This window comes from Algoriphagus pacificus, from assembly GCF_017254845.1.
Lineage (GTDB): Bacteria > Bacteroidota > Bacteroidia > Cytophagales > Cyclobacteriaceae > Algoriphagus > Algoriphagus pacificus.
The window spans coordinates 1,493,481-1,515,956 of record NZ_JAFKCU010000001.1 but is presented as its reverse complement, the minus strand read 5'-3'; the positions used below and the strand labels follow the sequence as shown (position 1 = coordinate 1,515,956).

The window sequence follows — 22,476 nt, the reverse complement described above, 5'->3', positions numbered from 1 at the left end:
GATGGATTATATCCTTTTGGGCTTAGGCCTAGTCATTTTACTGTATGGAGGAAAGATTTTGGTGGATGGCGCTTCAGCCATTGCAGTAAAATTAGGAATGAGTGCAGGATTGATCGGATTGACCATTGTTGCATTTGGCACATCAGCTCCAGAACTGCTAGTAAGTGTCAATGCCGCATTAAAGGGAAATAGCGATATATCCATCGGAAATGTGGTGGGATCCAATATAGCAAACATTGGAATGGTACTGGGAATCAGCGGTCTATTCTATCCGATTTTGATCCGAAAATCGGCTTTACGGTTCGATTATTCCATGACCCTTTTAGTCACCCTTTTATTTTATGGCCTGAGCTACAATGGAATGATTGAATTATGGGAAGGGATATTATTGTTTTCTCTTTTTATCGCATTTAACATTTTCCTATTTAGAAATTCTGGTCAAGGGTTAGCAGATGAGTCTGAAGTTATTGAAGAGGTGGAGCAAGTCAAAGGATATAGCTGGTTGGTTGCTATTTCCTTGTTTTTTGGAGGCATTGTTGGGCTTTACTTTGGATCAGAACTTCTTGTGAATAATGCCATCAAAATTTCCCGTGAATTTGGTGTTTCTGAAAGAGTAATCGGAGTAACAATTATTGCTATTGGAACTAGTTTGCCAGAATTGATTACCTCGATTATGGCTGCTCTTTCTAAGAACACAGACATGGCCATTGGGAATATCCTAGGAAGCAATATCATGAATATTCTTTCAATCATCGGGATCACAGCCATTATTAAACCAATTGGAGTTTCTGATGACTTTTTAAATTCAGATTTCCTTTGGATGATAGGATTCACACTTATTCTTTTCCCATTGATCAGAACAAAAATGAGAATATCTTTCGTTGAAGGATTAATCCTCATCGTTGGATATGGGGCGTATTTGTATTTCTTATTATGAGTGAGTCTTTGATCACCTTCCTAGGCATTTACTTTCTAAGCTTATTTAAATTTATTGCAGGACCTGTATTGGGTTCTGCAGCCGGATATGGCGTATTAGGTTCCATCATGGTTACTGTCGGTGGTATGATGACAAGTGTTTTCCTTTTCACATTGATAGGTAGCAAATTCAAAAAATTCCTCAAACTCAGGTTTGACAAGGAAAAACCGATCTTTTCTAAGAAAAACAGAACCTTGGTTAAAGTATGGAAAAAGTATGGGGAAGTTGGGATTGCAATCATCACTCCTCTGGTTTTAACTCCCATCGGAGGTACCTTAATCATGGTTTCCTTTGGCGCAAAAAAAAGGCATATTTATTTAAATATGCTCTTAAGTAGTCTATTTTGGGCAACAGTTTTTTGCCTATCAATAGATCAAATACTTCAGATCCCCTTTTTCAGCAATTTACTCGGGTAATTCGCTGTCAGGCAAAATTTCTATATCCTGAATCAATACTCTTTTCGAAATACTCTGACCAGTCAAAGTAGCTGCTAAGCCTCCCATAGCTGTTTCTTTATATCGGCTTTCCATAGAGGCTCCAATCTCTCCCATGGCCTCAATACATTCATCTACTGGAATTACAGAACTTACATCTGCCAAAGCAATTTGAGTTGAGCTAAAAGCAATGGAAGCGGCACTTGCGTTTCGAACCACACATGGCACTTCTACAAGTCCTGCTACAGGATCACAAACCAATCCCAACATACATTGGATCGTGATCGCAACTGCATTAAACACTTGATCTGTGGACCCTCCCAAACAATAAACCATGGCTCCAGCAGCCATTGCCGCGGCAGAACCGGTTTCTGCCTGACAACCTCCCACTGCTCCAGCTAAGCTTGCTTTTTCTTCAATAATCAATGCAATACCAGCACCAACCAATAAACCTTCAACTATTTTATCATCTGAAATCCCATGGATTTCTTGAAGTGTCACCAAAGTACCTGGCAAAATGCCGGATGCCCCTGCAGTAGGTGCAGCCACTACTCTGCCCATACAAGAATTCACTTCTTTTGCAGCTAATGCCCTCGCAATCAGTTTTTGGAATTCGGGAGACAAAACAGCAAGAGGATGATTGAAAACCTTTTTTGCTCCGTTATTGATCATCCCTGATCTAGAAGTCATTTCTTCTTCCAAACCTGTCTTAACAGCATCTTTCATCACCTGAAAAGCCTGAAGAATCCCTGCTTTGATTTCATCGGAAACCGCATTCTTCTGGTCAACTTCGTATTCTATGACAGATTCTGGCAATGAAACCTTTTGCTCTTCACAATAGGTTTTCCATTCCTTGAATGATTCAAAAAGATAAGACATACTATTTGGGTTTAAATGGTTGCTATAAAATCTTTAATTAGAAATTAAAGTTTATAGTCTGCTTGATTGCTGGGTCCAAACTCAATGCCACAGGGCATGTTCTAGCAGCATTTTTCAGTTTTTTGATCATAACCTCATCTTCCACTGGAGTCTCCCAATGAAAATCAACTACTATTTCCTGGATTTTTCTAGGTGAAGCTTGCATAATTTTCGTCACTTCCCAAGTCAAACCAGTTAATTCTACAGAATCTCTGGCTGCTACAATACCCATTATTGTAACCATGCAGCTTCCTAATGCACTGGAAACCAAATCTGTAGGGGAAAATTTTTCACCTTTTCCATTGTTATCAACAGGTGCATCTGTTAAAATTGTGGTTCCTGACTGAACATGTTCTGACTCAGTCCTCAAATTTCCTAAATATGAACTTTTTATAGTTGGCATAAACCCTTACTTTTAAAATCAGTTTAAATACTAAAAGCCAAAAATAGGGCAATATTTTCGACCTTATCGAATGAACAAGCTGAAATTACTTCTTCCTCTACTTTTCATAGGTTTCGCGATTGATACTTTCGCTCAGCGAGAGGACATTGGCAATTATGAATATGACAAAGAATACATCTTTGGAGTCAACAAAAACACCAATGGCGGTTTGATTGGAGGCTTTGTCTTCAAAGCTGGAACAAGAATTTCTGATGATCAGTTTAGTTTTTGGTCGATTGAACTTTCCAATGTAAAAAACCCGAAGGAAGTTAGATATAACACCGTTTTGGGGAACAGCTACATTTTTGGCAAATCCAATTATCTCTATTCTATACGTCCCCAATATGGTCGGGAAATGATCCTGTTTAAAAAAGCTCCAAATCAAGGAGTTCAAGTTTCCGCTTTGGCAGCTGTGGGGCCTAGTATAGGATTAATTGCTCCATATTACATAGAATATGCTTTGAACCGGGTAGAAACTGTTACTGAGCAATACGACCCTGAAGTACATCAAAGTAGGTTTAATATTTTAGGAACTGGTAGCCTTTTCCAGGGAATTGGACAATCAGATTTGGCAATTGGAGCAAATATAAAAGCTGCTTTAAACTTTGAATTCGGTGTTTTTCGAAGTAATGTAACCGGATTGGAACTAGGATACATGCTTGAAGGGTTTACCAAAGAAATTCCTTTAATCCCTACCGCAGAAAATAAACAATTATTTCAATCTGTTTATTTCACTTTCTATTACGGCTTTAGGAAGTAATAGAAATTGGGTTTTCAAACCTACTGCTGTAACTTTGCAAAAAATCACAATTTCATGATCGAATTACCTGTCATTTCCGAAGAGGCTACTCGCAGAAAAAAACCTGATTGGCTGAGAGTAAAACTTCCTATTGGAAAAGAATATGCGAAAGTCAGGAAACTGGTTGACGAACATAAATTACATACCATCTGTGAAAGTGGTAATTGTCCCAACATGGGAGAGTGCTGGGGAGCTGGCACAGCGACTTTCATGATCCTTGGTAATGTTTGTACTCGCTCATGTTCTTTCTGTGCCGTAGCAACAGGAAGACCGCCTGAGTACGATCAAGATGAGCCAAGAAGAGTTGCAGAAGCAATCAAACTTATGGGTGTTAAACATGCTGTAATCACTTCTGTCAATAGAGATGAACTCAAAGACCGTGGAGCAGAAATCTGGTACCAAACGGTAGTTCAGACAAAAGAGCTCTCTCCAAGTACAACTATTGAAACATTAATCCCAGATGTCAAATCAAACTGGGATGCGCTTTACAGAATGATCGATGGAGGTCAGGAAGTAGTTTCCCATAACATGGAAACTGTAGGAAGCTTATATCGAAGAGTAAGACCTCAGGCGAAATACGAAAGATCTCTGGAGCAGATCAAACTGACCAAAGAATACGGAAAACGCACCAAAACAGGCATTATGCTTGGACTTGGAGAAACTAAAGAAGAGGTTTTCAAAGCAATGGATGATCTAGTAGCTCATGGCTGTGATATCCTGACATTGGGTCAATATTTACAACCAACAAAAATGCATATTGAGGTAGCTGAATTCATCCATCCTGATATGTTTGCAATGTATCAAGAAGAAGGTTTGAAAAGGGGCCTAAAATATGTTGAGTCTGGTCCATTAGTACGATCCTCTTACCATGCAGAAAGACACGTCAACGTCTAATTAATATTTGAACGAAATAATTAAAGCACATTTTTCAATGTGCTTTTTTTTTGCCTATATTTTGAAAACTAAAACAATAGCTTTTTTATGCAAGTAATTAAAAAAATCGGCGTAGGCTCCGCCGCAAGAGTCTATGGATTAACATTAGCGGGATTTGGCGTCATTATCGCGATTCCCTATGGGCTTTTCTTTGGAGCCACATTAGGTTTAAGTGAGTCTGGATTACCTTTTGGATCTGCATTTCCAATACTTATGATCATTTTTGTTCCAGTAATTTATGGTTTAATGGGCTTCATATTCGGAGCTCTCTTTGCATGGGTCTATAACCTAGTTGCCAAAAAAACTGGAGGGCTTGAAATAGAACTAAGTGAGCCAAATTCCTATCCGGCGGATTAAATAAAAAAGGGCATCCAATTGGAAGCCCTTTCTAAATTTTCAATAAGTATTATTAAACAGATTCTGTCGCATATTCCTCTACAGGAATACAGCTACACACTAAGTTTCTGTCTCCATAAGCAGAATCAATTCTTCTGACAGATGGCCAAAACTTATTCTCTTTCACATAAGCAATCGGGAATACTGCTTTTTCTCTGGAATATGGCATAGTCCATTCTCCAGTAAGCACCATGGTTGCAGTATGAGGAGCGTTTTTAAGAACGTTCTCAACTTTATCTGCCTTGCCTTCCTCGATTTCTCTGATTTCAGCTCTAATAGAAATCAATGCATCACAGAATTTATCCAATTCAGCTTTTGTCTCAGATTCTGTTGGTTCGATCATCAAAGTTCCAGCTACCGGGAATGACACCGTTGGAGCATGGTATCCATAGTCCATCAATCTTTTTGCGATATCCTCTACCTCTACACCTACTTCTTTGAAAGCTCTACAGTCCACAATCATTTCGTGTGCTGCTCTTCCTTTGGTTCCTGTATAAAGAATTGGATAATGACCACTCAATCTTTCTTTGATATAGTTAGCATTTAGGATCGCCATCTTCGTAGCATTTGTCAATCCATCTCCGCCCATCATCGCGATGTAAGCATAAGAAATTGGCAAAATACTAGCACTACCATATGGTGCAGCAGAAATAGAAGAAACTGCATTTTCTCCTCCGGTTTTCACTAATGGATTACCCGGCAAGAAAGGAACCAAATGGCTTGCAACGCAAATAGGTCCCATACCAGGTCCACCTCCACCGTGAGGAATACAGAAGGTTTTATGTAGGTTAAGGTGACAAACGTCAGCCCCAATATTACCTGGACTTGTCAGACCTACCTGAGCATTCATATTAGCTCCATCCATGTATACTTGACCACCGTATTGGTGAATAGTAGCGCAGATATCTTTAATTGCCTCCTCGAAAACACCATGTGTAGATGGATAAGTCACCATCAAACAAGAAAGATCGCTAGCATGGGCTTCAGCTTTCGCCTTTAAATCATCCAGATCAATATTTCCTTTTTCATCACACTTCACCAAAACCACTTTCATACCCGCCATGACGGCAGATGCTGGGTTAGTTCCATGCGCAGAAGTTGGGATCAAAGCCACATTTCTGTGGGATTCTCCCCTATTTTGATGATAGGCTCTGATCACCATCAAACCAGCAAATTCTCCTTGAGCTCCAGAGTTTGGCTGAAGGGAAGTTCCTGCGAATCCAGTGATTTCCGTCAACCATCTTTCCAGATTGGCAAATAACTCCTGATACCCTGCAGTTTGATCCATTGGAGCAAATGGGTGCATTTGTCCGAATTCTGGCCAAGTAACAGGTATCATTTCAGCTGTTGCATTCAGTTTCATGGTACAAGAGCCCAATGAAATCATCGAATGAACCAATGAAAGATCTTTAGCTTCCAATCTCTTGATGTATCGAAGCATCTCATGCTCCGAATGATAACTATTGAAAACTGGATGGGTCAAGAATTCAGATGTTCTGTTGAGTTCCTGTGGAAGCTCAAGCTTTAATCCATCAGATAGTTTTTCCAAAGAAACAGTGTCTTTTCCAGCAGCTGTCGCAAATACATTTACAATAGCTTGTGCATCCAGAAGAGATTTAGTCTCATCAAAAGCGATGAAAACTTCATCTTTAGCATATCTGAAGTTCATTCCAGCTCCAACTGCCATCGCAGAAAAATGCGCTTGGTCATGTGAGCTTAGAGTCACTTTAATGGTATCGAAGAAAGCTCCTTCTCCTACTTCAAAGCCTAATTCCTTAAGCCCTTTCGCAGTCAGTTTCGCTAATCCATGTGTTCTTAAAGCAATATTTTTCAAGCCTTGAGGACCATGATATACCGCATAAAAACTTGACATTACTGCCAAAAGAACCTGTGCTGTACAGATATTGGAAGTTGCTTTTTCTCTTTTAATATGCTGCTCTCTTGTCTGAAGAGCCATTCTGTAAGCTTTATTACCAGCTCTATCTACTGAAACGCCAATAATTCTACCTGGAATTTGTCTTTTGAATTCTTCTTTGGTTGCAAAGAAAGCAGAGTGCGGTCCACCATAACCCATAGGGACGCCAAATCTTTGGGCAGTACCGACTACTACATCAGCTCCCATTTCTCCCGGAGGTGTCAAAAGGGTCAAAGCCAATAAATCCGCAGCAAATGCTGTATGTACTTTATTTTCTTTAGCAGCTGCTACAATTGCGCTGTAATCCCTAACCATTCCATCTGAATCAGGATATTGGAACAAAACACCGAACAATTCAGGATCAGTTAAATCCAATGAATCCACAGAACCATATACAATATCAATTCCTATCGGTTGAGCTCTAGTTTCAAGCACTGCTTTTGTCTGAGGGAAAACCTTTTCATCAACAAAGAATTTGCTTGCAGATTTTTTCTCTCTCGCCTTTACTGCGAAGAGCATTCCCATAGCCTCGGCTGCAGCAGTTCCTTCATCCAGCAATGAAGCATTTGCAAGCTCCATTCCTGTCAATTCCATAACTACTGTCTGGAAATTGATCAAGGCTTCTAATCTTCCCTGAGCGATTTCTGCCTGATAAGGAGTATAGGCAGTGTACCAACCTGGATTTTCCAAGACATTTCTCAAAATCACTCCTGGCACAAACGTATCGTAGTACCCAAGACCAATAAAGGATTTCAAAACTTTGTTTTTCGAAGCAAGCTTCTTGAATTCCACCAAAAAATCTGTTTCCAGCATTGCTTTTGGCAAATTCAAAGGACGTTCCAGCTGAATTGCTTTTGGAACTGTTTGATCTATTAATTCCCCTAAAGAAGGGGCTCCAATTTTCTCCAACATCTCAGCGATTTCTGCTTCAGTCGGTCCGTTGTGTCTGTTTTGGAATTTTACAGCGTTTGAAAGATTGATCTGCATAGGGAACGATAGGGATTTGAATATTTGGGTTAAAATATGCCCTTGTTTTTCGAAGTGCAAAGGTACAATTTCTTGACCGATAATGCTTTTAACCGTTTCAATATTTTATCAACCTTTTAACCCTTATTTACAGGCGGTTGTTTGAAGGGTCAAAAAATTATCTAGTTTTGAATCGAAAAAATGAATTTGGACTTAATTTTCATTGAAAAGTGTCTCATTAAGACCTCTTCAGGAAAATATTTCAAACAGAATATTTGTAAACCTAATTATTAACTAATGAATAAAAGCTTGCTATTGACAGGAGCCCTGGCATTGGGTCTGTCGCTACCAACTTTAGCTCAAAATGCTTCTGCAACGAAGTACGCTGAGACTATCACAGCAGGTGACTTGACTAAGCACCTTACTTATTTGGCATCTGACGAAATGAAAGGTAGAGATACCGGTTCTGAAGAACAAAAGATTGCCGCTCAATACATTTCCGACTTTTACAATAAACTGGGATTAAAAGGTCCCGTGAACGGAAGCTATCTTCAAAAAGTAGACTTGGTCAGCAGCTCTTTTGGAGAGGTGGAACTAAAGGTTGGAAAAAACAAACTTGTCAACAATGAAGATTTTGTTTTCGTTGGGGATGGGGACATGAAAAAAGCTGCAAAAGCTGACCTGGTTTTCTTAGGATTGGTTTCTGATGAAAACCTTGCTAAAGTAGATGTAAAAGGAAAACTGGTAGGTATTTGGGCAGTTGGACTTAGATCAAATGATTTGGTTGCTAAAGTAATGGATGCTGGAGCAGCAGGTATCGTGATCGTAACGATGGAAGGTCAAGCCAACTTTGATCGAATCGCAAACAGATACAAAACTTTGGCAGGTAGAGGCCGTGTAGGATTCCCGCAAGAAGTAGAGCAAAGACCGATGTTTATGGTAAGCTCGGATAAAATGGGCGAACTTTTCAATACGCCTGTGGAAGAATTGAAAGAGGCTGCAAAATCCAATCCTGAGTCAATCAAATCTCAAAAAGCATCTTATAAAATCGAGAAGAATGTAGAGCCTATTGAGTCTTCTAATATTTTAGCTTTCCTAGAAGGAACAGATAAGAAAGATGAAATCGTAGTTATCTCTTCTCACTACGATCACGTAGGAGTAAGCAGTACAGGCGAAGTTTTCAATGGAGCTGATGATGATGGTTCAGGAACTGTTTCTGTGATGGAAATTGCGGAAGCATTTGCTACAGCAGCTAAAGACGGCAACGGCCCAAGAAGATCAATTCTTTTCCTCAATGTAACCGGCGAAGAAAAAGGCCTTTTGGGTTCTGAATATTATTCAGAACATCCTATTTTCCCTCTGGAAAACACCATCGTTGATTTCAACATTGACATGGTGGGAAGAATCGATTACGAATACCAGGATTCAACCAATACTGACTTCGTGTATGTAATCGGATCTGATATGCTTTCCACTGATCTGAAAAAGATTTTGGAATACAATAACATCACCTATTCCAACCTAATCTTGGATTACAGATATGATGCAGAAGACGATCCAAACAGATTCTACTACAGATCAGATCATTACAACTTTGCAAAGCACAATATTCCAATCGCTTTCTTCTTCAATGGAGTTCACGATGATTACCACCAAGTCACTGACACAGTGGATAAAATCGAATTCCCTCTGATGGAAAAAAGAGCAAGGCTGATTTTCTACACAGCTTGGGATGTGGCAAACAGAGAAAATAAAATCCGAGTGGATGGGACAAACACTCGAGGAACTCGATAAAATCACAAAGCCCTGGAAATTTCCAGGGCTTTATTTTTTTTAAAACGGTGGAGGCAATTTGAAAATACCCTCTTTATATTTCAAGAAAAGAAAGTCTTCCTGAGTCAGTTTTTTGTAGGCAGCAATTTTCTTACTGACATCATCTTCTAAAAAAGCCCCCAGTAAGCTGCTCAACATTTGACTCTGAATTATTTTTTGAATTGCATGCCCATCTTTGATTAGCAACAAAGTGCAATCCGCATAAAACTCAGCCAGAGCATCGTAAGATTTTGGATAAATCATCTGGTCATTGACACCTCCTATTAGGGTTAATTTGCCTGGGAACTCAAAGACTTTATCATAATTAGTCCCATATACCTCAAAATCAAATTTTGTATAGGCTTCCCAAATCGGCTTACTTTTTTCCTTTAATAGCTTAAAAACCGGATTTACCTTAAGTGTGTCACTTTGAATCCCAGACATCGCTAAAGAATGTTCAAACATCTTCACCATTAACGGATAATTTTTGTCTTGGGAGCTAGAGTTTGCCAACCCTTTCACTAAATCCTGAAAAGTCAAAAATTGCGATAAATTGATTTTGGATGCCATTATAGCATCTTCTCTAGAGTTATTTATTGCTTGATAATTTGCATAATAACTGAAATCAAACAATTGTTCTTGGGTCAATTTAATCTCTGGAAAGAGCAAATCAACTTTCGGAAAACTTAGATTCTTTTGAATATCAAATACCAATGGATTTAGAAAAACAGCTCTTTTTACATGTCGAGGAAATAAGGAAAGATAATATTGAAAGACTGTTGCTGCAGATGAATAGCCGAACAAAATGACCTGCTTATCTCCCAGAAGCTTCTTCCTTATCACCTCAATATCTCTTGCTACTTGATCTTGATTGAAAACTCTATAGGCCAATTGAAAATCAGGTTCTCCTGAAAAAACAATATCACTCATTAAAGTTTCGTTGAGCCTCCTTCCTTTAATGCTTATTAAATTCATGGATTCCAGCCCGTACAAATTATTGTTAACGGTAAGGAAAAGCTCATCAAATGAATTCTCTAAAAGAAAAACTGTTTCCTTTTCTTCATCAAAGCAATTTAAAAACTCTACCTGAATTTCAATCTTTTTTGAATCTTTTTGATGGTGATCGAAAGGGACGAGAAATATCCTAACAGGATCTAAATCTCCATTTAAAAAAAGTAAAGCAAAAAGTACCCCCAACAAATGCATCTGCATAAATCCTATCAGATTTTGTAAAATAGATTTCGTCTAATCGATCAAAAAGATAAAATTCCTTTCCATTCAACTAGCCTTTTAAACATAGATTCTAAAAAATTGGAGTCAAAATTCGCATCTTAGAATTATAAAAAATTAACCAATAAAAAAGCTCTGGATTGAATCCAGAGCTTTTCTCACTTCCCTTTATTTTTTTGATTCTTCGTTTTTAACTGATTTCGATTGGTCTTCGCTTTGGAATTCTTATTACCTCGCTTCTTTTCTTCTTTGGCTTTTTCAGTAAATGGATTAGCCTTTTTAGGTGCTTTTTTCTCATGAAATGCCCCTTTGTAATCGGGATCATCTCTTTGCTTTAAGCGGTCCAATTCTCGGGCATACGCTTGTTTCTCTTCAAATGGAGTGTTGGTAATCTCCACTCCTGAAGGAATCTGCAACTCCTCCACCTTCATTCGAATGATTTCCTCAATCTTTTCGAAATGGTAGGTTTCTGCGGGATTCACAAAGCTAATCGCCTTTCCTTCCTGCTCGGCACGGCCTGTTCTTCCGATTCGATGAACATAATCCTCATAAATAAGTGGTATGTCAAAGTTGATCACATGAGAAACCATACTTACATCCAATCCTCTGGAAGCAACGTCCGTCGCTACTAAGATCCGCACATCTCCCCCTTTAAAATCCTCCATGGAATTGATTCGGGTATTTTGACCCTTATTGGCATGGATCACTCGGATCTCTCCAAAATGTCTTCTATCTAGAAAATGAAATACTTCTTCAGCATTTTTTCGGGATCTGGTAAAAATAATTGCCCGGCTTACTGTTTCCTCTTCTAGCAATTTCGCTAGTAAATTAATTTTTGTCTTAATATTAGGAACCAAGTATTTCACTTGACCTATTGTTTCTGCAGTAGTAGCCTGTGGAGTAACTTCCACTCTCTCTGGAAACTCCAGAAACTCATGCGCAAGCTTTTCGATTCTACCACCAAAGGTTGCAGAGAAAAGTAGATTTTGTCTCTTTACTGGAATTACTTCCAAAATAGAACGAATCTGAGGCATAAAACCCATGTCCATCATTTTATCCGCCTCATCCAGCACCATGGTTTTGAGCTCTTTCGTATAAAGCTCATTCTTACGATAAATATCGATGAACCTTCCAGGAGTTGAAATTATGATATCAACCCCAGCCTTGATGGTTTCAATCTGGGTTTTAGGGCCTAGGCCTCCATACAAACTCACAATTCGAAGGTCGGTGTAAGTAGCTAGCTGCCTCACCACTTCTTCTATCTGCATGACCAGCTCTCGGGTAGGCGCCAAAATCAAAGCTCTCGGATGCATTCCCTGAGCATATTTCACTTTCATCAAAATCGGCAAAACATAAGCGGCAGTTTTGCCAGTCCCTGTCTGAGCAATACCCAGCACATCATGTCCAGCTTGGGCAAGTGGAATCGCCTTTTCCTGAATAGGTGTCGGATGAACATAGCCAGCCTCTACAATAGCATCCAGCAATTGTCTATTTAGCTTAAATGCTTCAAAACCTAGGGCCTCATTGCTCATGATTCGTTAATTTTAGGGTATAATTTGAAAATGAATCTGATGGAATCGATGAAAAGTATACTAATCACCGGCGCAAATATAGTCAATGAAGGCCGGATAAGTCCGGGCGATGTATTAGTTAAAGATGGAAGAATCGCAAAAATAGGCTCAGACCTAAGTTCTGAGGATGCTGATAAACATATTGATGCCAAAGGAAAATACTTACTTCCTGGTTTGATTGATGATCAGGTGCACTTTAGAGAACCAGGCTTGACTCACAAAGCTGAAATCTATACTGAGGCCAAAGCCGGCGTAGCCGGAGGTACAACCAGTTACATGGAAATGCCAAATACAGTCCCTCAAGCCGTGACAGTTGAATTACTGGAGGAGAAATATAAAAGAGCCTCTGAAGTATCTCTGGCCAATTACTCCTTTTTTATGGGAGCAACGAATAACAACCTTGACGAGATCCTTAAAATCGATTTCAACCATGTCTGCGGCCTGAAAATTTTCCAAGGATCCTCCACTGGAAACATGGTGGTGGATAATATTGAATCTTTAGAAGGTATTTTCAAAGAATGTAAAGCCATAATAGCCATTCACAGTGAAAACGATGATATTATCAAAGCCAATCTAGAATCCTTCAAAGAAATCTACGGGGATGATATTCCAGTTAAGTTTCACCCAAAAATCAGATCTGAAGAAGCTTGTTATGATGCCTCTAGCCGAGCAGTGGCCATGGCTAAAAAGTATGGCACTAAACTTCATATCTTACATATCAGCACAGCGAAAGAGCTGGAGTTATTTGACAACTCAATTCCTTTAGCCGAAAAAAGAATCACTTCCGAAGCCTGCATCCACCACATGTGGTTTTCAGAAGAGGACTATGACACAAAAGGCAATTTGATCAAATGGAATCCTGCTGTCAAAACGTCACATGACAGAGAGGAGATTTTCAATGCTGTCTTATCTGACAAAATTGATGTGATCGCGACGGACCATGCCCCGCATACGCTAGAAGAAAAATCCCAGTCCTACACCAAAGCCCCTTCTGGAGGTCCATTAAACCAACATAGTTTGGTAGCAATGCTGGATTTCTATCATCAGGGAAAGATCAGCTTGGAAAAAATCGTCGAAAAGATGTGTCATAACGTAGCGATCCTTTTCGAAATCGAAAAAAGAGGATATATCAAAGAGGGATATTTTGCTGATTTGGTTTTGGTAGACTTAGATTCTCCTTGGACTGTTAAAAAAGAGAATATTTTGTCAAAATGCGGTTGGTCACCATTTGAAGGGCATACTTTCAAGTCAAAGGTCACACATACGATCGTTTCTGGGCATTTAGCGTACGAAGAAGGAACATTTCATGAAGAGAAAAAAGGCGAAAGATTGAGTTTTTTAAGAAATTATTAAGTCTGACCTTGCGTTGGATGCGCCTAATAATTACTTTTGCAGACCGTTTGGGAAAGAAGAACCCAAATGATTAAATGGTGATTGTAGCTCAGCTGGTTAGAGCGCTGGTTTGTGGCACCAGAGGTCGCCGGTTCGAACCCGGTCTTTCACCCAAAAACCCCTCTTAATGAGGGGTTTTGTTGTTTAAAAGCATATTGACTGGCACAAGTTTTGTCAATCTGAGTTGAAACTAAACCAATTTGCAATGTTTACTTTGTTCCAATCTTATCCGAAATTCCCGGTAGTGAAGCGCATCAACGTAAAGATGACTAAAAACTACATTTCGAAATTCGAGGAATCCCTTAGAAATTTCGAAGAAATCCAGAAAGAAGGGATACTTTCCTGATTATCTAAAAAAAAACAAAAGGTTATGGAAACATAACCTTAATTTTTTTCTTTAATATTTTTCTTATGGAAGCAAAACTCTATTTTTAAATCCCTTCAAAGATTTAGATATGAGTTACATCCATTTTGATAAAACCCAGCTGATAAATTTAAATTATTCACTGGATCGTGAAATTATCCGAACAAATCGTTCGGGAACCTACACGAGTACGACCATCATCGGGTGTAATACCCGAAAATACCATGGCTTACTCGTAGTTCCTCAGCCTCAAATAGATTCCCAAAGCCATGTTATGCTTTCCACTGTGCATGAAACAGTGATTCAACACGGCGCAAGCTTCAATTTGGGCATCAGTAAATTCCCAGGGAATTACTCTCCCAGAGGCCATAAATACTTGGAGGATTTTGATTCAGAACCTATTCCAAAGCTAACCTACCGAGTTGGAGGTGTTTTATTGCAGAAAGAATTGATCTTGGACACCAATAGGGACAGGGTTATGATCCGATACACACTTCTTGAAGCACATTCACCTACCAAAATTCGGATTTCACCTTTCTTAGCTTTTCGTCCTTATCATAACTTGATGAAGGCAAATACCTTTATCAATAAGAAATTCAACAAGGTCCCAAATGGAGTAAAGTTTCAGCTCTATGAAAATTACGACCCATTGCATCTTCAACTTTCCAAAAAAGGAGAGTTTGTACCCGCACCGGATTGGTATTACAACGTAGAGTATATTCAGGAAAGAGAAAGAGGCTACGACTACCAGGAAGATTTATATGTTCCGGGTTATTTTGAATTTGATATTACTAAAGGAGAATCCGTGATTTTCTCTGCGGGATTGACTGAGGCAGATCCGAAAACAAGAGAATCGGCTTTCAAAAAAGAAATCGCAAGAAGAATCCCAAGAAATAACTTTGAGAATTGTCTTAAAAATTCAGCTGGCCAGTTTATCCGAAAAAGAGATGGCGACACCAGAGTCATAGCTGGATACCCTTGGTTTGGCTGGTGGGGAAGAGACACATTTGTTGCAGCTCCAGGCTTGACATTAGCCACAGGAGACCATGAGACATTTTTGGACATCATGGAAACCATGTCCAAAGATCTTCATGGACCACTTTTTCCAAATGTCGGAAGCGGAGTCATCACAAACATGAATTCGATCGATGCTCCTTTGTGGTATTTCTGGTCTTTGCAGCAGTATGTTTTTTATACCAATGACAGTAAAACAATAAAAGACAAATTCCTTTCTAAGATGAAGGGAATCATTGATGGCTATGTCAATGGAACTGATTTCAATATCAAAGTCCAAGAAAATGGCTTAGTCTACGGAGGGGAAGAAGGAAAAGCACTCACTTGGATGGATGCTGTGATTCCAGAGGGCCCAGTTACTCCTAGAACAGGTTGCCCAGTAGAAATCCAGGCACTTTGGTTCAACGCGCTTTGCTTCTACCATGAACTCACAGGAGACGAGGAAATTTTGACCATGGCAGCAAAAACTCGTGAGTCCTTTGAAAAAGAATTTTGGTCCGATGAATATGGTTACCTTGCTGATGTGGTAAATGGTGAAGAAAAAGATTGGGCAGTACGGCCAAATATGGTTTTTGCCACATCTTTACCGTATACCATGCTTAGCGAAAACCAGAACGACCAGATTTTAGAGATTGTCAAATCCAAACTTTTAACAACAAGAGGTTTAAGATCACTTTCTCCGGATGACTTTGCATATAAGGGATACTATTTTGGTGATCAAATCAGCCGTGACCAAGCCTATCATAATGGAACTGTTTGGACCTGGCCACTTGGTCATTTTGTAGAAGGATATATTAAACTTCATGGAAAATCATCCCTAAATTTCATCAAAAAGATCATCAAAGGATTTGATGGGGTGATGACACAATATGGAGTGGGAACTGTCGCTGAACTGTACGATGGAGATCCTCCTCACAGGCCAAAAGGTGCGATTTCACAGGCCTGGAGCGTGGCAGAGTTATTAAGGATGATGGATTTGGTCAAAAGGATATAAATGACTTTTTTATGAAAGTATTAATGTTTGGGTGGGAGTTTCCGCCACATATTTCAGGAGGGTTAGGTACAGCTTGTTATGGCTTAGTCAAGGGATTGACCCATCACAAACAAGACATCATTTTTGTTGTCCCTAAATTATGGGGAGATGAAGAACCTATGGCCGACTTTGTCAATGCCAGTGATATATCCATCGATTACAGAGAGAAAAAATTCAAATCCATCTGGAAAAACCTGACTTATCTGGAAGTCAGCAGTTTTTTGGTACCTTATTTAGGTCCTGATGAATACAAGAAATTCACGGATTACGCCATTCATGACAGAACTGATGTAGATGAAAGCATCTTCACCACGAAGTATGAATTCAGCGGAAAATATGGAAAAAACTTAATGGAAGAAGTTTCCAGGTATGCTTTGACCGGAGCACAAATTGCCCGGGACCGAAGTGACTTTGAAATCATCCATGCACACGACTGGCTTTCTTTTCCTGCAGGGATAGCAGCCAAAGAAATCAGTGGTAAACCATTGGTTGCCCATGTCCATGCGACAGAATTTGACCGTTCTGGAGAAACAGTAAATCAAGTAGTCTACGATATCGAGCGAGCTGGAATGCATGCTGCAGATCACGTGATCGCGGTAAGTCAGCTCACCAAAAACACGATTGTAAGAAAATACGGAATACCTGCAAGTAAAGTAACTGTCGTGCATAACGCTGTATTGGACGCGAGCATTATCAAATCAACTTTTCAGAAGAAAGTACCTGAAAAAATCGTGACCTTTTTAGGGAGAATCACTTTTCAGAAAGGTCCTGAATACTTCGTAGAAGCTGCTAAAAAAGTTATTGATAGAGATCCAAATGTCCGCTTTGTAATGGCTGGATCGGGAGATTTGCTCAACCGGATGATTGACCGAGTGGCTGAATTGAGAATCGCTACCAAGTTTAATTTCACAGGATTCCTCAAAGGAAAAGATGTGGACCACATGTATGCTATTTCGGATGTGTATGTGATGCCGTCAGTCTCTGAACCGTTTGGAATTTCACCTTTGGAAGCCGTAAGACATAACACGCCTGTAATTATATCCAAGCAATCAGGCGTAGCGGAAGTCCTGACCAACGCAATCAAAATCGATTTTTGGGATATTGATGCCATGGCTGATGCCATTTTTGCTTTGCTCCATTACAATGGAATTTCCCGAATGTTCAAAGAGCTGGGAAGTGAAGAATTAAAGAAACTGAAATGGGAGCATGTTGCCGCTAAACTTGTCTCCGTCTACGAAAAAACTATATCCGCAAAATCATGAGAACGATCTGCTTTTACTTCCAGGTTCATCAGCCTTTCCGATTAAAACCCTACAGATTTTTTGACATTGGTGAGGACCATCATTATTGGGATGACTTCAGCAACAGAAGTATCATGAGAAAGGTGGCACAAAAATGCTACCTACCTATGAATGCTTTGCTTTTACAGTTAATTCATAAATACAACGGAGCTTTCAAAGTGACTTTCTCGATCTCTGGAACATTCATGGATCAAATGGAAGCATATGCTCCCGATGTGCTGGAAAGTTTCCAAAAACTAGTAGCAACAGGTCATGTGGAATTGCTGAATGAAACCTATTCTCACTCTTTGGCTTCTTTGAAAAGCAAAGATGAATTCAAAGACTTGGTCTACAAGCATCAGTCAAAAATCAAGGAACTATTCAACGGATATACGCCCAAGGTTTTCAGAAACACCGAATTGATTTATTCTGATCAGATCGGAGCCATGGTTGCTGAATTAGGATACGATGCCATGTTGACGGAAGGTGCAAAACATATCTTGGGTTGGAAAAGCCCTAACTATGTTTATGTCAACAGCATGGAGCCAAAGCTGAAAATTCTGTTAAAAAACTTCCAGTTGAGTGATGACATCGCCTTCCGCTTTGGAAACAAAGCTTGGGACGATTATCCTTTGACCACTGATAAATTCATCAACTGGATCAATGCGATTCCACAAGAGGAAGAAACTTTAAACCTCTTCATGGATTACGAAACCTTTGGAGAGCATCAATGGGCAGAAACCGGAATTTTCGAATTCATGGGTCATTTGCCAGAAGCTGTCTTAAGCAGAACGAATTTTACATTTTCTACCCCTTCAGAAGTAGCTTCCAAAATCCCTCCTGTAGGTAAAATCCACGTTCCGATCCCAATTTCATGGGCTGATGAGGAGCGGGATTTGACTGCTTGGCTTGGAAATGACTTGCAGGATGAAGCCTTTGACCGACTGTATGAACTTGAAAAACTGGTAAACACCATTGATGACGAGGAAATCAAAAGAGATTGGAGATACCTACAAACCTCGGATCATTTCTATTACATGTGTACCAAATTCTTTTCTGATGGAGATATTCACTCCTATTTTAGCCCATATGATTCCCCTTACGACGCCTTCATTAATTACATGAATGTGCTCAGTGACTTTATGATTAGGCTGAAGGAAAAAACTAACTCTCAAAAAGAAGAAACTTCAATCCAAAGCTGAGAGCAGAAAAGCTAAAAATGAAATGCCCCAAAAAGTAAGAAACTATTTGGGGCATTTTTATTTGACTTTTTTCTAAAACTTAATAACTCTCTTTTTCATTCGGGAAGTTTCGGCTTTTGACATCCTTGATATAATTTCCAAAAGCTTCCAGCATCACCGCCTGAAGGTCTGCATATTGCCTTAAAAACCTTGGCTTAAACTCTTGTGTGATTCCTAATAAATCATGCACTACAAGCACTTGCCCATCCACATCTCCTCCGGCACCAATTCCAATGACTGGAATACTTACCGCTTCGGCTACTTTCTTCGCAAGACTGGCTGGGATCTTTTCAAGGACAACTGCAAAACAACCACATTCCTCCAAAATCTTGGCATCTTCTAAAAGCTTTGCTGCTTCAGCTTCTTCTTTGGCTCTGACGCTATATGTTCCAAACTTATAGATAGACTGAGGAGTCAAGCCTAAATGCCCCATGACTGGTACTCCAGCACTTAAAATCCTGATAACAGATTCTTTGATTTCCGCTCCACCTTCGACCTTGACAGCATGGGCGCCTGATTCCTTCATGATCCGGATTGCCGAACGAAGAGCCTCAGAACTATTCCCTTGATAGGATCCAAAAGGAATATCCACAACCACAAAAGACCTTTTTACTGCCCGAACCACACTAGATGCATGATAGATCATCTGATCGAGTGTAATCGGCAAAGTGGTCTCATGGCCAGCCATCACATTAGAAGCAGAGTCACCCACCAAAATAATATCCATGCCGGCTTCATCCACAATCTTTGCCATGGAATAATCATAGGCTGTAAGCATACTGATTTTCTCTCCTCTATTCTTCATTTCCTGAAGAATGTGAGTGGTGATTCTCTTAATATTTGCTGAGGAATGAATAGTCATCGTTAATGTAGGTGAACGGAGTATTGATCTCCTGAGAAATCTACTTTGATATGCTCATTGAGTGTTGTTGACAGCTCGTAGCCAGTATAATCTGGTCTCAAAGGGAATTGTCCATGGCTTCTATTAACCAAAACAGCTATCTCCATCTTATACAATTCTACGTCAAGAAATGGCTTCATGGCATAGGCCAAGGTCTTACCGGTATTCAATACATCATCTACCAAAATCAGTGTTTTACCGGAAAGTTCGATTTCAGCAGAAAGCTCAATCTCTTCTGAAACGATGTTGGTTTTATCTAAAATCACTTCGATTTCTTCGACCTGAAGAGGTGAAATCTGCTTTAATTCCTGAACCAACAAATCTGCAAGAATTGTCCCCATGCCTGTGATTCCGGCTATGACAACACCATTGGAATGGAGATTCCTTTCGTAAATCTCATATGCCATTCGGGTGATTTTTTTCTTGATCTGTTGGTGATTGAGTACTTCGCTCATGATTTAAATTGAAAAATGAAAATTAGGCCAATTCTCCAAGGTTTCAAAATGAACCTTCCCTTATCGGTAAGAATCTTCCTCGTTTAGAATATTCAAATAACTCTGATATCGATAGGGATGAATATATCCTTCCTCTACTTTTTCTCTCACTACGCAACCGGGTTCGTTTACATGCTGACAATTATTGTACTTGCATTCTCCTAAATATTTTCTCATTTCAGGAAAATAATGGGAGAGCTCAAAATCATCCACATCCAAAATCCCAAACTCTTTGATACCTGGAGTATCTATTAAATCCCCTCCGCCTTCGACGGGAAATAGTTCTGCGAAAGTCGTCGTGTGAACACCCTTTGCACTGTAATTTGATATTTCTTTGGTAGACTGGGCAGCTTTTGGAACGAGCCTATTTAGTAAAGTTGACTTACCTACGCCAGAATGTCCAGCAATTAATGTGGATTTTCCTTGAAGAAAAGGTTTAAACTTTTGAATCAAATCTTCATCATTCAAAGCTGACACTTCCATCACTTGATATCCAAGCGGCTTATAAATCTCATGGATATCCAACAACCAATCTTCAGCATCCTCTCCTTCCATAAGATCTACCTTATTCACCACCAAAATCGCTGGAATCCGGAAACTCTCTGTGCTTACCAAAAATCGATCTATAAAACCTAAGGAAGTTCTCGGGTTTTTCATGGTAATGACAAGCATTGCCTGATCCAGATTACTGGCAATTATGTGGGAAAAATGCTGTTTTCGAGTTGATTTTCTGATCACATAATTCTCTCTAGGATGGATGTCAGAAATCACTGCAGTTTCCTGGTTTTGCTCTTTTTCCAAAGTCACCCAGTCCCCTACTGCGATAGGATTAGTCAATTTTAGCTCACTTTGCTTGAATTTTCCTTTCAGCCTAGCTGCAATGAATTCTTCTCCGACTTGAACCACATACCAACTACCTGTCGATTTGATTACTCTACCTTCCATGATTTGGGAAATTACTCAAAACCTTGCTTACTATTATCTCTGCCGCTCCCAAATTAGACTCAACCCAAGAATTTGCAGCATTAACAGCTTGTGAATAGCGATTTTCTTCCTGTAATTCATCAACTAACTGAATTAATCCCTCAGCATCTTTTACAGAAAATCCACATCCCTCTTTCACGCTAATGGCAGCCTCTGGAAACTTTTGTGGGTTTTTCAACTCACCAAAAATCACAGGCACTCCAAAACCCAAGGGTTCTAGAATATTATGAAGTCCTTTCCCAAATGCTCCGCCGACATAGGCTAAGGAAGCATATTGGTACAAAGAGGAGAGCATCCCGATATTATCAATAAACAGCACTTCTGAATTACTAAAATCTTTGGATTGGGAATATTTAATTGATCTCTTTTGAATTGATTCCGACCATTTATCCATCGGCTCTGGATTGAGATCATGGGGAGCAATAATCCAAAAGAAATCAGATCGGCTATTAATCAAAGGGATCAGCAACTGCATATCCTCTTCCCAAACTGACCCTAAAACCATTACTTTTTTACCACTAACCCAAGCTTCAATTTCAGGAAAGGATTTTGGATTACTCGCGGATTCACGAACCCTGTCAAACCTAGTATCACCTGCCAAAATCCCTTGTTCATATCCAATAGAATCCAGCAATTCCAAACTCTTTTGGTTTTGGGTGAAAACCAGATCCATTCGCATCAAAATCTTTTGAAAAAAACCATTGGAGCTAAAGTATTTTTGGTCCTCTCGAAAAGAGGCTGAGAATAGAATAGTAGGTACTTTTTGTGATTTTAAAGCAAGAATGTGATGATGCCAAAGGTCATATTTTGCAAAAAATGCAAACGATGGATTTAATGTTTTTACGAACTGCAATGCCGCTGATTTTCTATCCAATGGAATATAACTGATGAAGTCGACATTCGGCTGAGGCCTTCTAGTAGCTATATCATAACCTGATGGGCTAAAGAAACTTACAGCAATCAAATAATCCGGCTTAGCCTTTTTGAATTTTTCTATGACAGGTTTTGCTTGCTCATATTCTCCAAGTGAAGCCACATGAAACCAAGCCAAATTTCCAGGATTCTCTGACCTAAAAACCGAGAGTTTCTGCATCAAACCCTTTCTCCCTTTCAAAAAATGGTTAATCTTTGTACTGAATACTGCCACTATTGGCAATAGGAAAGTAGTAAAAGCAAGTGCTATTCGGTAGAGCAAATTCATTTGCCAAAAGTAGCCAATCAGCAGGACTTATGAATCATCGGCTTTATCCGCATTGAATTAATCCTGCAAAAAATGGTTTGATTTTCATTTTTCCAGAAAAAATAGAAATTGACTTGTGCAATTCATCTGAAAAATAGCTACTTTCAAAAGCTTCTGTTTTTTCCCAAAATTTAGGGTCTG

19 protein-coding genes and 1 tRNA gene are annotated in these 22,476 nt (G+C 39.5%); 11 read left to right on the top strand and 9 right to left on the bottom strand.

Annotated features, from left to right (window positions below; all coding sequences use genetic code 11):
* Position 1 precedes the first annotated feature (1 nt).
* Both J0A69_RS06500 and J0A69_RS06495 read left to right on the top strand, forming a co-directional pair.
* Complete coding sequence (locus J0A69_RS06500) at positions 2–937, top strand: calcium/sodium antiporter (protein ID WP_206585817.1); 936 nt, start codon at positions 2–4, stop codon at positions 935–937.
* A complete protein-coding gene (locus tag J0A69_RS06495; protein WP_206585703.1) occupies positions 934–1,392 on the top strand; it encodes a hypothetical protein in 459 nt (152 codons plus the stop codon). Before J0A69_RS06500 ends, J0A69_RS06495 begins: the two co-directional genes overlap by 4 nt.
* Here J0A69_RS06495 and sdaAA read toward each other — a convergent pair.
* Both sdaAA and J0A69_RS06485 read right to left on the bottom strand, forming a co-directional pair.
* Positions 1,381–2,289, bottom strand: a complete 909-nt coding sequence (gene sdaAA, locus J0A69_RS06490) for an L-serine ammonia-lyase, iron-sulfur-dependent, subunit alpha (RefSeq protein ID WP_206585702.1) — start codon at positions 2,287–2,289, stop codon at positions 1,381–1,383. The genes J0A69_RS06495 and sdaAA overlap by 12 nt on opposite strands.
* A 37-nt stretch (positions 2,290–2,326) precedes the next feature.
* Positions 2,327–2,731: an OsmC family protein gene (locus tag J0A69_RS06485; RefSeq protein WP_206585701.1), complete on the bottom strand. Its 405-nt coding sequence runs from the start codon at positions 2,729–2,731 to the stop codon at positions 2,327–2,329.
* 70 nt (positions 2,732–2,801) lie between these two features.
* On the opposite strand from J0A69_RS06485, the gene J0A69_RS06480 reads away from it, so the two are divergent.
* From J0A69_RS06480 to J0A69_RS06470, 3 genes are all read left to right on the top strand, one after another.
* On the top strand, positions 2,802–3,530 hold the full coding sequence (locus J0A69_RS06480) for a hypothetical protein (protein WP_206585700.1): 729 nt from the start codon (positions 2,802–2,804) through the stop codon (positions 3,528–3,530).
* A 54-nt stretch (positions 3,531–3,584) separates the two neighbouring features.
* The gene (lipA, locus tag J0A69_RS06475; protein WP_206585699.1) at positions 3,585–4,463 is read left to right on the top strand and encodes a lipoyl synthase; all 879 of its coding nucleotides are present in this window, start codon (positions 3,585–3,587) and stop codon (positions 4,461–4,463) included.
* 87 nt (positions 4,464–4,550) lie between these two features.
* Positions 4,551–4,859, top strand: a complete 309-nt coding sequence (locus tag J0A69_RS06470; RefSeq protein ID WP_206585698.1) for a hypothetical protein — start codon at positions 4,551–4,553, stop codon at positions 4,857–4,859.
* A 52-nt stretch (positions 4,860–4,911) separates the two neighbouring features.
* Here J0A69_RS06470 and gcvP read toward each other — a convergent pair whose 3' ends face one another.
* Entirely contained in the window at positions 4,912–7,800 is a 2,889-nt protein-coding gene (gcvP, locus tag J0A69_RS06465; RefSeq protein WP_206585697.1) for an aminomethyl-transferring glycine dehydrogenase, read from the bottom strand.
* 276 nt (positions 7,801–8,076) lie between these two features.
* Between gcvP and J0A69_RS06460 the strand changes: the two genes are divergently transcribed.
* Positions 8,077–9,573 (top strand): M28 family peptidase, encoded by a 1,497-nt coding sequence (locus J0A69_RS06460; protein WP_206585696.1) that lies wholly within the window; start codon positions 8,077–8,079, stop codon positions 9,571–9,573.
* Positions 9,574–9,612: 39 nt separating this feature from the next.
* Here the strand turns inward: J0A69_RS06460 and J0A69_RS06455 are convergent, their stop codons facing one another.
* Positions 9,613–10,803: an alpha/beta fold hydrolase gene (locus J0A69_RS06455; protein WP_206585695.1), complete on the bottom strand. Its 1,191-nt coding sequence runs from the start codon at positions 10,801–10,803 to the stop codon at positions 9,613–9,615.
* Positions 10,804–10,979: 176 nt separating this feature from the next.
* The gene (locus tag J0A69_RS06450; RefSeq protein WP_206585694.1) at positions 10,980–12,353 is read right to left on the bottom strand and encodes a DEAD/DEAH box helicase; all 1,374 of its coding nucleotides are present in this window, start codon (positions 12,351–12,353) and stop codon (positions 10,980–10,982) included.
* 48 nt (positions 12,354–12,401) lie between these two features.
* On the opposite strand from J0A69_RS06450, the gene J0A69_RS06445 reads away from it, so the two are divergent.
* The 5 genes from J0A69_RS06445 to J0A69_RS06425 all read left to right on the top strand — a co-directional run bounded on the left by J0A69_RS06445 (position 12,402) and on the right by J0A69_RS06425 (position 18,677).
* The gene (locus J0A69_RS06445) at positions 12,402–13,745 is read left to right on the top strand and encodes a dihydroorotase (protein ID WP_206585693.1); all 1,344 of its coding nucleotides are present in this window, start codon (positions 12,402–12,404) and stop codon (positions 13,743–13,745) included.
* A 76-nt stretch (positions 13,746–13,821) separates the two neighbouring features.
* A tRNA-His gene (locus J0A69_RS06440) sits at positions 13,822–13,897 on the top strand.
* Positions 13,898–14,239: 342 nt separating this feature from the next.
* Complete coding sequence (locus J0A69_RS06435; RefSeq protein ID WP_206585692.1) at positions 14,240–16,156, top strand: amylo-alpha-1,6-glucosidase; 1,917 nt, start codon at positions 14,240–14,242, stop codon at positions 16,154–16,156.
* Positions 16,157–16,167: 11 nt separating this feature from the next.
* On the top strand, positions 16,168–17,457 hold the full coding sequence (locus J0A69_RS06430; protein WP_206585691.1) for a glycosyltransferase family 4 protein: 1,290 nt from the start codon (positions 16,168–16,170) through the stop codon (positions 17,455–17,457).
* The gene (locus J0A69_RS06425) at positions 17,454–18,677 is read left to right on the top strand and encodes a glycoside hydrolase family 57 protein (protein ID WP_206585690.1); all 1,224 of its coding nucleotides are present in this window, start codon (positions 17,454–17,456) and stop codon (positions 18,675–18,677) included. The genes J0A69_RS06430 and J0A69_RS06425 overlap by 4 nt, the downstream gene beginning before the upstream one ends.
* 79 nt (positions 18,678–18,756) lie before the next feature.
* Here the strand turns inward: J0A69_RS06425 and panB are convergent, their stop codons facing one another.
* Genes panB through J0A69_RS06405 form a run of 4 tightly spaced genes read right to left on the bottom strand, consistent with a single transcriptional unit; the run spans position 18,757 to position 22,209 of the window.
* Positions 18,757–19,578 carry a 3-methyl-2-oxobutanoate hydroxymethyltransferase gene (gene panB, locus J0A69_RS06420; protein WP_206585689.1) on the bottom strand — a complete coding sequence of 274 codons (822 nt, stop codon included), beginning with the start codon at positions 19,576–19,578 and terminating at the stop codon, positions 18,757–18,759.
* A 2-nt stretch (positions 19,579–19,580) separates the two neighbouring features.
* Positions 19,581–20,072 (bottom strand): phosphoribosyltransferase family protein, encoded by a 492-nt coding sequence (locus tag J0A69_RS06415; protein ID WP_206585688.1) that lies wholly within the window; start codon positions 20,070–20,072, stop codon positions 19,581–19,583.
* 60 nt (positions 20,073–20,132) lie between these two features.
* Entirely contained in the window at positions 20,133–21,056 is a 924-nt protein-coding gene (gene rsgA / locus J0A69_RS06410) for a ribosome small subunit-dependent GTPase A (protein WP_206585687.1), read from the bottom strand.
* On the bottom strand, positions 21,046–22,209 hold the full coding sequence (locus tag J0A69_RS06405) for a 3-deoxy-D-manno-octulosonic acid transferase (protein ID WP_236032674.1): 1,164 nt from the start codon (positions 22,207–22,209) through the stop codon (positions 21,046–21,048). Before J0A69_RS06405 ends, rsgA begins: the two co-directional genes overlap by 11 nt.
* Positions 22,210–22,476: the final 267 nt, after the last annotated feature.

What these genes read in the sequence shown, in the direction of transcription:
- J0A69_RS06500 (WP_206585817.1), top strand. Translation starts at nt 2, where the DNA reads ATGGATTATATCCTTTTGGGCTTAGGCCTAGTCATTTTACTGTATGGA.
- J0A69_RS06495 (WP_206585703.1), top strand. Translation starts at nt 934, where the DNA reads ATGAGTGAGTCTTTGATCACCTTCCTAGGCATTTACTTTCTAAGCTTA.
- sdaAA (WP_206585702.1), bottom strand. Translation starts at nt 2,289, where the DNA reads ATGTCTTATCTTTTTGAATCATTCAAGGAATGGAAAACCTATTGTGAA.
- J0A69_RS06485 (WP_206585701.1), bottom strand. Translation starts at nt 2,731, where the DNA reads ATGCCAACTATAAAAAGTTCATATTTAGGAAATTTGAGGACTGAGTCA.
- J0A69_RS06480 (WP_206585700.1), top strand. Translation starts at nt 2,802, where the DNA reads ATGAACAAGCTGAAATTACTTCTTCCTCTACTTTTCATAGGTTTCGCG.
- lipA (WP_206585699.1), top strand. Translation starts at nt 3,585, where the DNA reads ATGATCGAATTACCTGTCATTTCCGAAGAGGCTACTCGCAGAAAAAAA.
- J0A69_RS06470 (WP_206585698.1), top strand. Translation starts at nt 4,551, where the DNA reads ATGCAAGTAATTAAAAAAATCGGCGTAGGCTCCGCCGCAAGAGTCTAT.
- gcvP (WP_206585697.1), bottom strand. Translation starts at nt 7,800, where the DNA reads ATGCAGATCAATCTTTCAAACGCTGTAAAATTCCAAAACAGACACAAC.
- J0A69_RS06460 (WP_206585696.1), top strand. Translation starts at nt 8,077, where the DNA reads ATGAATAAAAGCTTGCTATTGACAGGAGCCCTGGCATTGGGTCTGTCG.
- J0A69_RS06455 (WP_206585695.1), bottom strand. Translation starts at nt 10,803, where the DNA reads ATGCAGATGCATTTGTTGGGGGTACTTTTTGCTTTACTTTTTTTAAAT.
- J0A69_RS06450 (WP_206585694.1), bottom strand. Translation starts at nt 12,353, where the DNA reads ATGAGCAATGAGGCCCTAGGTTTTGAAGCATTTAAGCTAAATAGACAA.
- J0A69_RS06445 (WP_206585693.1), top strand. Translation starts at nt 12,402, where the DNA reads ATGAAAAGTATACTAATCACCGGCGCAAATATAGTCAATGAAGGCCGG.
- J0A69_RS06435 (WP_206585692.1), top strand. Translation starts at nt 14,240, where the DNA reads ATGAGTTACATCCATTTTGATAAAACCCAGCTGATAAATTTAAATTAT.
- J0A69_RS06430 (WP_206585691.1), top strand. Translation starts at nt 16,168, where the DNA reads ATGAAAGTATTAATGTTTGGGTGGGAGTTTCCGCCACATATTTCAGGA.
- J0A69_RS06425 (WP_206585690.1), top strand. Translation starts at nt 17,454, where the DNA reads ATGAGAACGATCTGCTTTTACTTCCAGGTTCATCAGCCTTTCCGATTA.
- panB (WP_206585689.1), bottom strand. Translation starts at nt 19,578, where the DNA reads ATGACTATTCATTCCTCAGCAAATATTAAGAGAATCACCACTCACATT.
- J0A69_RS06415 (WP_206585688.1), bottom strand. Translation starts at nt 20,072, where the DNA reads ATGAGCGAAGTACTCAATCACCAACAGATCAAGAAAAAAATCACCCGA.
- rsgA (WP_206585687.1), bottom strand. Translation starts at nt 21,056, where the DNA reads ATGGAAGGTAGAGTAATCAAATCGACAGGTAGTTGGTATGTGGTTCAA.